Source organism: Crateriforma spongiae, from assembly GCF_012290005.1.
GTDB lineage: Bacteria > Planctomycetota > Planctomycetia > Pirellulales > Pirellulaceae > Crateriforma > Crateriforma spongiae.
Genome location: NZ_JAAXMS010000007.1, coordinates 121,093 through 134,976 on the forward strand (window position 1 = coordinate 121,093; position 13,884 = coordinate 134,976).

At 56.3% G+C, this 13,884-nt stretch carries 1 protein-coding gene (only partly in view); it reads right to left on the reverse strand.

The features are described from left to right. Positions 1-13,884 carry the 3' portion of a CARDB domain-containing protein gene (locus HFP54_RS18875; RefSeq protein ID WP_168566381.1) on the reverse strand. It continues 18,162 nt past the right edge of the window, so the window shows 13,884 of its 32,046 coding nt (coding positions 18,163-32,046); the start codon falls outside the window, past its right edge; it ends in the stop codon at positions 1-3.

Genomic DNA, 13,884 nt, shown 5'->3' on the forward strand with positions numbered 1-13,884 from the left:
TCAGCCAAGATCTTCATCAAAGTCGGCGAACACTTGGTCAGCCGTTTCCGACCAAGCGGGATCTGAGGCGGTGGATTCGCCTTCACCGTCACCATGACGATTCAGATGATTGATCACCAACAACGCATCGAACGCGGACACTTCGTCATTTCCGTCAACATCGACAAACGGTTTGGGATGAACCGAATCGTTGATGGGGGGGAGTTTTCCGGTGGCACGATCATGAATTCGGGCCGATGCCAGTTCATTGATAATTTGCAGCGCGTCGAACGCGGACACGTCACCGGAATCGTCAACATCGTAGGCGTCGATGGGGTTCTGCCATGACTCGGGTAAATCCGAATTGGCTTGTCGGTTCAAACGGTTGATCACCTGCAAAGCGTCCAGCGCGGTCAGTTGTCCATCGCCGTTAACGTCATAGAACGGTGGTGGCCCTACATCGTCCGTGATTGCCGGCAGATCGCCTGTCACTTGGTCGTGGACTCGCGCGGCGTTCAGTTCATTGATGATCACCAGCGCGTCTCGTGCGGTCACGTCGTTGTCGTTCGTGACGTCGTATCGATCGATCGGGTTCTGCCAACCCGCGTCGAAGTTCATTTGGATGTCGCGAACATTAGCAGAGCTGGTGTCATCGCCGAATCCGATCAAGTCGAACATCAGTGTTGCGGTTTGACCGTAAGCCGATTCTGGGATCGGCACGGTGACGTTGATCGGAGCGCTCAAGTCGGCCAACGCGTCACCACTTGCCTGCACACCCGATGCGGCCACTCCGTCACTGAAGAAGGCCTGTCCGCCTGCTTGGATATTCAGCAGGGCGTCACCACCGGTCATCCCGATCATCTCCGGCATGATCGATTCCGTCGTCGTCGCGTTCAGCAGCGAGACTTCGAATGCTTCCGGCGGATGAGCACCCTGCCCCACATCGAGATTCATTCCACCCAGCGTGAACGTGATCGACTGCACACCCTGCGGCACCACGAATGTCTGCGACAGATCCGAGATCATCCCGACGTCTTCACTGATTGTTGCGATGCCATCGGCAATCATCACATCACCGACAGTTTGCCATCGCAGTTCGATGGGTCCAGTTGGTGGCTCAAAACCACCATCTTGGATCCCTGTCGGCGGCGAGGCATTTAAGGCGTTCGTCAACTGTTCCGCCATTGGCACAAAACCGATTAGAGTGTGCTCAACAAAATGAGTTCCACCGCCGCCCGCGAACTGGAATCCCTTTCGATGAACAGCAGTCACAATATCGATGTCAGACGGCGTCAGGGTTTTTCGCACCCCTGGGGCAAGTACAGCTGCCATGACTGCATCATTGTGCAATGTGGGGTCTAGTTCGCTGGTGGTATTCGCAAGAGAATACTTGTCGTTTGCCGTCTGTATTTCCCACGTCGATGTAGCGGAATCAAATGTTCGCAGTTCATCAAAACCGAAGACCGACGAAGAAAACCCAACTGCATGTCCGACCTCGTGAAGAGCGACTGTTGTTAGGTCATATCGATGGGCATGGCCTGAGTCCGCGATTCTCCATCCAAGTCCCGACGCATCATCATCGAAGGTGATCTCGGCCTGGATTTCCAACTGGGGTCCTGCGTATAGTTTCGTTTGAGCGAGGACGCCCGCAGGTAGGCTCTCAATCGAAACGTCGATCGATGGAAGACTAAAAATTTCATCATCGATCGACGCTTGCCATTGCAACACTGCGTGTTCGATCGCTGTGTGAGCATGTTCTAGAGTGAAATCGCCAAAATCATGAACTCCGACATCAATTGTTCCAATCGCCTGTAGAAACAGCGGATCGATGGGAAGGTTAGGGGCTCGCGAGGGTGCAAAGTCCAGCGGTTCGCCGGTAATTACTAATGTTGGAACGGCGTAGAAAGGACCCTGACCGATGTCAGCTTTGTACTTCCGCAATTCCTGAGCACGGGCGAAAGACACTTCGGGTGCCAAGGAGCCACCTTGCGAGGTGTATTGAGCCGCCAAGCCTCCTGTCTGACTTTTGTCGATACCAAACTTTGCCGCGAGAAAGTCAGCCACCTCACGTGCAAGCACCACTTCATTTTTCGCTAATCGCACTTGTGCCTTTGAAAGATCCAGGCGGCCATCGGACTTGTCTCGCATGACAGCAAGCGCAATATCCAACGAAGTCGGATTCTGGCCGGTGGTTGTCGCGACGCCGTCAAACTCACGGAGCAACCCGGGCCCGTAATGTCCGGATCCGTCATTGATCTCCAAAATGACGCCGTCTTTGATGGTGATTTGACCCGCGGCAACCACTTCCTTGCCGTTGGCCAGTGCGGAGTGTTTGATGTCATCGGCCTGCGAGCCCTCCTTTCGATACGCTACGAGTGTTTCACCGTCTTTTGTGGTAACAAAAATCGATTCACCATCGGCGGCATCAGGCGTTGAAATAGCTTGGCCGTTGCGATCGACGAGTCGTCCGTTGTCGTCGTAGCGAACCGTGAAACTGTCAATTTCATCCGGCGTCAATTGTCGGAACGTGCCCGCTTGGATTGCGGCGTTATCTTGCTTTTGTTTGCCGTTAAAGTGATCTTTGTAGAATCTTGCGATTTTCTGATCAATCGGCACTTTGACCTTGTTGACATAGTTTGCCGACTTGATTCCGGTCAGACTTCCTGGACCAAACGGATGTCGTCTCGCGTTGATCGTAGCACGTCGAGAAACCAAGTGATAACGAATGCAATTTGCTCGATCGAGGATCACATTCTTAAGATTTGGAGACTGAATTCCGTAGTGTTGGTTGTATTTGTACTTCGCTCCAACACCTAAGCCGAACAGCATGGTAATTTGCTGCAACCCCGCTTCCAACCGATCCACGGTATAGGGTTGCGTGAACATCTCACGCGTCGCCTTGAGCGTCACAATGTCACCGGCGTGTTCATAAAGACTCGGAACGCTGATTGTGGGCGACATTGCAGCGCGTCCCATGACGGAATCATTGATCGAGAGAATCACCGCATCGCCTGCCCAACGCATCCAGTTGCCGATGCTGTCGCGACCGTCGTTCTTGCTGGTGGCAAGATAGTTTTCACGGAACTTGACACGGGCTTCTTCCAAAAATAGGCCGGCCATGTCGGTGCCCGGTGTCATTTTTGCTCGCGCCCGCATTTCGACGAATTCGCCATAAAGCTGTCGTTCGAAAACGCCTTCCGGCTGGGCATAAGCTTGTCGTGCCGCGGCATAGGCTCCCGCGTCGTTGGCTCGAGCCTTCACGCCCGCGTCCTTGTAGGCCCGAGCATACGACTGCGCGGTCAACCCGCGTACCGTCAAACCGCTCGGATCGAACATGTTCGCGGGATCATTCCCCGCGTAACGATAAAGGTTCATGTCCCCCGCCGCGAAGCCCAACGGATCAGGCGATAGAAACCTCTGGAGTTGCGGATCGTAGTACCGCCGGTCCATCAAGTAGAGACCCGTTTCGACGTCGAACTCCTGGCCGGCATAAAGCAGATCAGGCAAATCTCCGCTTGAATCAAGAATCAAGCCGAACGGATCGTAATCCACCTCCGCGACCGGCGCTCCTGAATCGTCAATGACCAGTCGTGTCGATCCTTTGTAATCGTTCAGAAGCCAATGAAGGTCGGTTGAAGTTGCGACGACCAGCGGGATCTCACTACCCGGTGCGTACGTCCGCCAGTCAACCAGTTCGTAATCATCGCCGTTCAATTCGAAAGTCCCGACCACATGGTTGCCGTCATGGACTCGGCTCTCCGTGGTCGCCCCAAGTGGCCCATCACCGTCTTGATCGACGATGATGCCAATGCGGCGGTCGGTCGCGTCGTAGATGAATTCGACACGCTCGATGATCACGTCATCCTGATTGCGGGTCGTTACATGAATCAGACGATTTCGATGATCCCAATCGAACGTTTCGCGAATCTGCGTGTCGCGATTCACCCTCGTGATCAGATTGCCGTGCGGGTCGTACGCGTAGGTAAATTCTGCGGTCTGAACGATCTGGTTCCGGTCTTCCGTAACATCCTGATCACTGGTCGGATTACCCGCTGCATCGAACTGAATGCTTATCGGATCGCTGTCATCTATCTGGTAGCCGTTGAGCTGATCCTGCGTGTCGTAGGCGAGTCGCGTCGTTGTTCCGTTCTCGATCAACTCCACGATTCGACTGTTGGCGTCGTATCCGTAGGCATATTCCGCCAACGTCGTATTGCCGATCGAGTGGACGATCTGTTCAATTCGTCCGGCCGAGTCATACGCGCGAGATGTCGATGGACCGGATTCGCTACCGGCAACGCGAGCGACGCTGAGGATGCGACCGGTATCGTCGAATGTCAGATCGACTTGATGATCGACCAAGTTCGCACCGGTGACACTAATCGACGTCGGTCTAAGTCTGTCATCGATCGTGTAGGATTGCGTTGCAAGCTCAGATCCGTTCGCGTCATGGACGGATCGAATTAGTGTTCCCGCCGCGTCGTAGCTGTGTTCGACGTTCCAAGGAACGCCGACGCCCGAACGACTTTCCGAAAGCATGCGACCCGACGGGTCGTATGAGAATGTGAGCGTCGCGTCGTCCACGATGCGGGTCACTCGATCGAGTCGGTCGTACTCCGTCACAATCGTCTTGTCGATCACATCGCCGGTCCGCCAATGTTCAGATGTCATACGATCAGCGGCGTCGTAGTCAAACTCGATGACACGCCCTCGTTTGTCGACAACCCGCAACAAGTTGCCGACCGCGTCGTACGAATGCGTCATGACTTCACCGGCGGCGTCCGTTTCGGAGATGACTCGGTTCAAAACATCGTACGCGTACGTGGTCTGGTTACCGGCCGCATCCGTTTCGGATATCACACGCCCATTCAGGTCATAGAGGGTAGATCGAACCCGAACCCCGTCACGCGATGTGGTCAGTGGTCGACCCACGCGATCGAACGTATGCCGGTCAACAATCCCGATGGGGTCAGTCACCTGAATCAGTTGACTTGCCGCGTCATATCGATTGAGCGTCACGCCACCGGAGGCGTCGATGGACCGCGTGACGCGACCAAGGAGGTCACGTTCGAATTGCTGCGTATGGCCTTCCGGATTCGTGGTTCGAACGAGGTTGTTGGACTCGTCGTAGACCATCACGGTCGCCTCGCCGGCCGGATCGATCTGTTGGACCTCGCGACCAAGAGCATCAAACACGAACGAATGCGATCGTCCCAGGGCGTCTGTTGACGTAGTCAGCCTTCCTTCGGCGTCGTACGCGAATGTTCGAGAAACTCCCGACGCATCGGTGAACTTCGTTCGGCGTTCCAGGGCGTCGAATTCGACTTCTGTCACACCACCCAACGCATCGACCGTACGAATTCGATTTCCACCAGCGTCGTATGCAAATTGAGTGACACGCTGGAGAGGTCGTGTTTCAACGGTCAGACGATCCATCGCGTCATATTCGAACGTCGTGATGCGACCGAGGGCGTCGGTCTTGCTGATTCGATTCCCGATCGCGTCGTAAGCATTCTGAACGGTTTGTCCCAAAGGATCGGTGATTGTGATCGGACGATCCAGGGCGTCGAAGGTGTATTGCCAGCGATTCCCCACCGGATTGATCGTGGCAGTCAGGTTGCCGTATGCGTCGTATTCATAACGCGTCACCCCTCCGTCGGCTTCGGTGACTGAAGACACCCGATCCAGCGAGTCGAATGTTGTTCGCGTTATTCGTCCGAGCGGATCGATCGTCGCAATCAAGTTGCCATTGGCGTCGAACTGAAATTGTGTAGTGTTACCAAGGGCGTCGATGATCGAAGTCAACCGAGATGCGGCGTCATACTCGTACCTTGTTACCGCACCTCGCGGGTCAATCTCTCGAATCAGATTTCCACGAGAGTCGTATTCCTGGCGGTATTGATGACCAAGTGCGTTGACGACTTCCGTCTGCCGATGGAGGGCATCAACGGTCGTCGAAGTTGTATTTCCGAGTCGGTCTGTCAACTCGATCAGGTTTCCGACCGCGTCGTACGTGAACTGCGTCGTGTTGCCCACGGGGTCAGTCTGTTCAATGACGCGACCGAGTAGGTCGTATTCATTGTTGACGACACTTCCCCGTTCATCGGTGACACGGACTACATTGCCTACGGAGTCATATTCGAACTTCATGGTGTGACCGAGCGGATCAAACTTTTCGATCGGCCGTCCTCGCGCATCGCGAATTGTACGACGCACACGTCCCAGCGAATCGGTCGTCGACGTGATCCGTGATTCACCGTCGTAAGTGGTTGAGAACTGGCCACCCAACGCATCGGTTGTTAGTATCTCGCGGTCCATCGCATCGTACGCGTAGGTCGTCGTGCGACCGAGTTCATCCGTTTCTGAAATCAGATTGTCATTCGCGTCGTAACTGTACGTTTCGCGATTGCCTTCAGGGTCGATCACCGCAGACAGACGGCTGAGCGAATCGTATTCGTAGCGATAAACGTTCCCATTGGCATCGGTCTGCGAGATCTTTCGATCACCGACATCGTACGAATAGCGTGTCGTGTTCCCCAGCGGATCAATGACGGCAATCAGACGCGAACGCGCGTCATAACGGTAGCTCGTGGTACCTCCGGCCGGGTCGATTTCTGCAACGATGTTATTGGCTGAATCATAGACGGTGCGCCAAACGTTACCTTCCGCATCGGTCATCGAGGTTTGGCGACCGCGTGAATCATAGGTATAGCGTGTGACTCCGCCGTTTTCGTCCGTGGATGAAACAAGATTGTCTTCCGCATCGTATGCAAACGTCTGGACACCACCCTCGGGGTCGGTTTGCCGGATCAGCCGATCACGGGAATCGTAGACGTAAGAACTAACGCCTCCACGTGGGTCCGTCATGGCGACGAGGTTACCGACGCCGTCGTATTCGTAGGATGTTGTGTTTCCCAGTGGATCTGTCTGCGAGGTTTGGCGACCCCGCGCGTCATAGGTCATCGTTGTGACCGAACCGACGCCATCAGTCCGCGTCAACAGATTTCCGGCGACATCGTAGGTGTAGCTCAATTCGACGCCGTCGCGTCGGGTCTCGGTGATCAAACGGCCAAGATCGTCGTACTCGAATGACGCGGAATTGCCATTGGCATCGGTTGTTGTGGCGACACGTCCGAAATCGGTGTAGGTGTAGCTATGTTGCCGCTGTCCGTTTCGGCGAATTGCCAGAATTCTGCCCTGTTCGTCACGCTCGATTTCGCGCAGGACTCCGGTTCCGTCCAGTTTCGTCACTTCGAAACCGTTTGCGTAGGTCACTTGCTGAACAAGACCGATCGCATCGTTGAGCGATGAAACTTGACCATTGTCGGTGTAGCCAAACTCCAACGTGTTGATACTTGAAGCAGACGAGGCGACGCGTCCATCAGGGTTGTACCGTGATCGATCCACCAAGCCGACGCTGTCTTCGACATACGTCGCATTGCCGTCGCCGTTGAGTTCGGTGGTGGACTCGAACCCGCGATAGTCCACCATTTCGAAGACAGGTTCACCCAAATTGCCCGCCTGCGGCAAGGGATCCAAGGGGTTGTCAGTTGTCTCGGGTGGAAACAGTGCGGTGCGTTGTGCGGGGCGGAAAGCCGATCGACTGCCGTCAGGTTTTTCCGTTGCCGTCACGCGACCAGCAAAATCGTATTCGTGTCGAGTCGTTCTGCCGTTTTCGTCGCTGACATCCAGCAATCGGCCTTCGTCGTCGTACGTATACGATCGACTCGCACCATCGGGCCGAACGACGCCGACGAGTTCGTTACCGGAAAATTGTAGTTGAGTGGCCCGTCCAGCCGGATCCGTGATCGAGGTGATCCGCGAGCCGCTGTAACCGAACGTGAATCGCCCTCCCGCGGGATCTACCATCGCGACCAAGCGGTCCCCCGAATATTCGTAGGAAATCGTTTGTCCGATCCAAAGTTCATTCGCCACCAAACGATTCAACGCATCAAAACGTTGGGTCGTACCATCGGTGAACTCGCGAACGAATACACCTCCGATGCGTCGAATCACACTGTTGTCGGCTGGTGGTCCGAAATAGGTATCGGGCTGCTCACTCGGCCGGAATATTGATTCGCTGCCATCGCCATCGATCATCAGTAACGAACCGTCGGATTCCTCGATGATGCGTTTCCATCCCACCAATCCCCAGCCAGATCCGAAGGGACTTTCGCTTTCATTCACGATCGTTACCGACTCGGTCACTTGCGTGTAGTCGCCCACATAGGCGACACCGGAATCGGCGAAGATCCCTTGACGGATATCCACGCTGTAAATTCCGCTGGGGGCTTCGCGAAGGTCAAGCTGCACGCCCGCTTCGACACGACCGCCACTGGATGGGACGGCAAAGAAGTTTTCGCCACCACCAAACGGTGGGATCGGTCCGGTTTCCGCAGGTGTGAATCCGTCCGAGGTGATCTCGATCTCGCCTCGACTCGCGGTCAGTCGACCCGCCAAGACTCTCGGTTGGGCGGACGAGGGTGCATCTTCAAATCCGAAGTACACGATCGGCTCTGGTGCTGCACGCTCGGAGTCGTAGACGAGAATCGGTGAAATCAAATTGCCGGCAACCGAATACGGTGTTGTCCGAATCGATTCGGTGAGTGCTCCAGTGTGCGCGTTGACTTCCGATGCAACGATCAGCTTATCCTGCCAAGTCACACAGTCGCAGAGGTTGTTCTTGATGTTGAAGGGACTCGAAGTAATCGGTGTCAGCCCCGGTGAAAGTTGCGTACTCAAACCCTGTGGCATTCCGGCGATACCGATGGGCGACTGGGGAAGCTCGGTTGAAGGCAGGTTTTCTGCGACGACGCTGACGGTATCGATCGGCGGCAGTGCGGGAAGCGGACCATAGGTCAATGTCAGTGGCGTCGACCGCTTGACGGGGTCAACACCCACGGGCTGACCGCTGATCAAATCAAGTACGCGTGTCGGATTGCGGGGATCGACCAAAGCTGTAAACCCGCCAACGTACTGCGCAAACTGGATCGAACGAACATCGACGCCCCGGTTCAGATCATTAACGCCAAATTGCTGAAGATCCTCAAAGGTGATGTCGACTAAGCGATCGTCATAGAAGGCTTGCTGTTGCTCCGCCGATCGAATGATCTCGGGGACGTCAAAAACCTGAATTGCTCGCGACCCGCGAAACGCGACGTAAGCGTTATTGCCAGATACCACGACATTATCAGGAAATCCCAACGGCGTGCCTCGCGTCGCAGCGACAATCTGTGGCTGTAGTCCAAGCGGGTCACGAATGATCGCGACATTGCTTCCGGCCGCGACTGCAAAACCCGGCAAACGGTCGGGAATGGTTGGCGCTAGAAACGAAGGCTCGACGAGAATGTTCCCCAGATCATTGCGAACCAGCAGCGGTGGACCGTTGTGATCCTTCCGTGGATCGGCGGCATAGCTCTGGTCAAAAGCGTTGAATACCGGGAATCCATTACTGCGAGCATCAACAACGACCTCGTTTCGGTTGTACGCCGTTACCAACGCGTACCCATCGTGAGGGCCGACCTGAGCGACGTAGGTGTTCGCGGGCACGTAGGCGATGGCAAGTGCGTTCGACACACCGAATCGTTGCTGGCCGCGTCCAATGATGCCGCTTGCGAAGTCGCTGAGATTGACCTCCTCAATGATGACTTGTTCGAAATCGAGACCAACGAACCGAACCACTTGAAATCCGAGACTGTCGTCGTATTGGTCGGTAACGAGCACGGTGTTGGCTTCCTCGGTCGTCGCCAGCCCGTGAGCGTTTAGATCATCGACGACTTTGAACAGCGTCGGCGATTCCGGATTATCCAACTTCAAGACATGCAAAACGCCCGATCCCGGACGACCGCTGCGGAAGATCTGTTGCCCCGGTGCGGCAACGAACAGATTGCCGCCGGCCCGGTCGATTGCGATATCGTGCAAACCGCCTTCGGAGTTCGGCAACGAAAAAGTAGAAACCAGTTCGTTGTAACGATCCGATTCCGGGTCGATGTCGATGACATACACCGTTGGTCGAAAGCGGTCAGTCACATAAGCGTAACCCGCTCCGGCGGTCGGTTCGTAGGTAACGATCCGTTTGGGATAAGCACCCACGGGCAGCTCAATTAGATCCGTCATCGGATCCTGATCCGGTGCCTCGGCAACAACATCGATCTGCCGCAGCGTCAACGCGTCATAGACAGCAACGCCACGTGTCGTTGCGACATAGACCCGTCCGTTGTCATCGGTCGTCGCTGTATCCACGGCTGAACCAACATCCTGTCGTCCACTGACTGGAATGACAGCGACCAACTCGTTGTGCAATGCATTGGGGACTTCGGAGCCATCGATAATCACGGTCGGACGCGCGTCAATGACGGACAAAGCCGCGGGGGATGCCGATGCGGAGAAGACGTATCGAGGTTCGCCACGGACCGAGAAAACACCGCGGTTTGCCGGGCGGCTCGTCTCAAGCTCCGCGTTCGTCGTCGCTCTCAGGCGAATTTCTGCGGAACCAAGCGTCACCCCCATGGGGATATTGAACAACACATACATGTCGTCCTCAGAAACTTCTTCCACTGAGCCGATGAACTCATCTTCACCGACTTGATAAACCGCTTCGAGTCGTTCGTTGGTCGCGATGTCCAGACGATCAAAATTGAATTGCAATGAAGGCGATTCGCCTGGCAATACCGCTAAACCGGTAACCTCGATCAGGTTGCGGTCGATCGTCGGCGGCGTTGCGAGTGCTACGTTCTCTACAATTTCTTGCCCGGGTGTGAACTCGAGATTCCGAACAACATTGTCGGCCTGTCCTTCGGAATTCGCGCTTCGATAGCTCGCTTTGACCGGTTGGTTGCTGGGAACTGGCAAGAAGTACGATGTGACCGCAAAGTTGTTATCGATGCCGACCATCGTGTAGTAGGGTCGCCCCGGCGCACCAGCAAAAGGTGAGTCCACCGTGACGGTCGTTCCCTGCAATGCCCGAATGGTTCCCAAAAGGAGGCCCGGGACGAATGCGGCGGTTGCTACCAATTGCGGTCCACCGAGAAGGATTGTCGGGTGCGGTGGACTTGTCGTACGGATTCTTCCGTCGTCACCGACTCGCATCCGATCGGCTAGCAACCATCCTTCCTGGGTCACGCCATTCTCATCGACATACTCACCCGCGGTGAACAACCAGGCGTCATCACCGGCCGCGAGTCCACTCGGAGCCGGTACCGATAGACTGATACCGCCACCACCAGCCGTTGCACCCGAGAAATCGAGACTGAAAATCTGCTGAGCGTCGAACCCGTGCGGCCCCGGGAACGGAAGTTCGGTCTCTGAGAGCGACTTGATGCTCACCTCGGTGCCGGGATCGAAGCTACCCGCCGGAATGCCGATCTGGAGATCTTCGGGGCTGCGAAGGATGACGCTTTGATCGCCGATCGTCACTGGTTCGTCCGACACGGTGACCGCAGCCACTTCGAAGGAAACCACCTGGCTGCGTCCACCATAAATCATGGTGACATCGGTTGTGCCAACTTGCAGACCCCGGAATACACCATCAACCACTTCGCCAACGCTGGGATCGCCCACGACAAAAGTCGCCATCTCACTGCGATCGAACACTTGGGCATCGATTTGTTCTCTCACGATCAATGGACGACCAGGTCCGCCAACCTCGACCGTGTAGAGGTCCGGAAAGAAGTCGATCCGCTCATTCGGTGTTGTGGATACTGAGATTGAAACGGCGGCACGGAGCCCGAAAGCATCGATCTCGATCGCGGCAAATCCAGGCGTTCGAGCCAGAATCTGCCCCTGGTCCGTCACGATCGCGATATCAGCATCATTGGAGGTATAGCTAACAAGCTCGCGTGGAATGAGGACCTCGTCGCCGCCGTCGAGTACTCCCAATACTTCAATCGAATCACCCTCGCCGAGGTTTAGATTGATGTCTCGTTCGGCTAGCCGAAGCCCGATGAATTGCGTTGCCGGCGAGTCAATTCGGACGTCGTTGATGCGAGAATCTAGCAGTCCGTCGCTCGCTTCCAAACTAAAGGTTGCACTGGTGTTGTCTTGTGGTGCCTGGACACTGAACAACCCAGCGCCGAGATACGAAACTTCGGAAGCGCCCGAACCTACTTGATAGCTAAGCCGGTCGCCTTCACCGGAGGAAAAGAATAAGTCGCCGACGACGACAATCGCCTGATCCGGGAACAATTTGATCGGTTCGGTGTTGCCTGTCGCCATCGGAGTTTGGTTTGCAACGAAGCCGAACATGGCGGTCAGCCCGGCGGTGTCGACGTTGTCGATGTCACCGTCGCGGTCAAAGTCGCCGCCGGCGGCGCTGTCGTCGGCGTCGACGTCGTGATCGCCGTCGACGTCTCCGACCAGGAAGATGTCGGCGGTGAAGTCGCCGTCGCCGCCACCAATGGTTAGGACGTAGGTCCCCGGTGAGTCGATTGATATCTGTGAAACGCTGCGTCCCGATTCGGTGAAACCGTAACCGAGTGGCAGCCCTTCGACGCCGGCAGCATCGGGATCAAAGTCATCTGATGTGACTTCCACGCCGATCGTGATCTCGCCCGTTGGGCTGCTGCGCAGTTCGCCTTCGGTGATCGTGAACTCGTAGCGCTCGGGTGCACCGGAGACTGTGCCGTCCACGTCGGCGGCGAGGAACTGCCGTGTTCCGCCCAGGTGTGGTGCGTCGTCACGCAGGAGTCCCTCGGCGTCGTAACTGAAGAAGCCGCGGTCGCTGGACCCGGCATCCAGTACGGATGCCAATCGTCCGGCATCGTCGTATCGGTAGAAGACTTGTTCCCCAGCGGGACCGACCAGTTCCTGAATTCGGCCGGCGGTATCGCGGACGATCGTCAGTCGATCACCGGTGGGCGCGATGATGGCAGTGTCGGTGACGCGTAGTGAAGTCGAACCATTGGCGGCAACGATGCGGGAGAGTCGAAAAGAGCCCTCCCCGGCCGCCACCGCGTCCGACCCCACGGGGCGGGAGGGTGAATATTCATTCTTCACGCCCTCTGGCGACACCAACGTGAACGCGATGTCCTCAAAGATTGCCTGCGAGTAAGGAAGTCCCGTACCAACGACGAAGTACTCGTTGCCCGCTTTTCGCAGCGGCGCGTTGAACGGGGTTGCAAGCGTCCAGTCCACACCGTCGTCGGAAACCCAGCTGGGCGCGTGGGTCACGACGCCACTGTCCGAGTCGGTCAGCAGAGTTGGGGCAAACGTGAACCCGACTCTCTGTCCCGTTGGCAAGGTGGCGTAGACTCGGGTGCCATCGGCAAACGCGGCGAACTCGTCTTCGGCAATACCGCCGATCGCGATGCGTGGATCCAGCAGCGGCAGTGTCCAGGCCGATCCAAAATCGGAGTCCGCGTCGGACGTGACCAACGAGTTGTAATGACGCGTGATCGCGACCGGAATTCCCGACAGAGTGATGTCAATGTCGGTCGCAGATTCGAGGACGGCACCGGTCTTGTCCGCCGAATTGATTTCGATGTCGAACGTCTCAGATGACGAGAGCCCACCCAGGTCGCTGGCGCTGACGCGAATGGTGTAGAAGCCATTCTCAAAGTCACCGGGGTCAAGGGTGACCATCTGCACGATGCTCGTGGAGCCAGAACCGATGACCGTCGACTGGCCTCCGCCACGAGGCACAACCTCGACCGCATACTCCGCCAGCGTGTCATCGAAGATGTCGAACATCAACTCGCGGGTGCCTGTCACGACGGGCGGTGCGAATTCGGTGATCTCAATGCGCGGTGCCGTTCGATCATTCGGGTCACGAATGAACAGCGGCTGAGTGATCGTGCTGATGCGGCCCTCTTCATCGCTGACCGTCGCGGTGACCTCGTAGCGACCGGGTGTATCCGTCACGAACGTCGCTCGACCCAGTTCATCAAGTGCGAACGACTGTCCATCGAT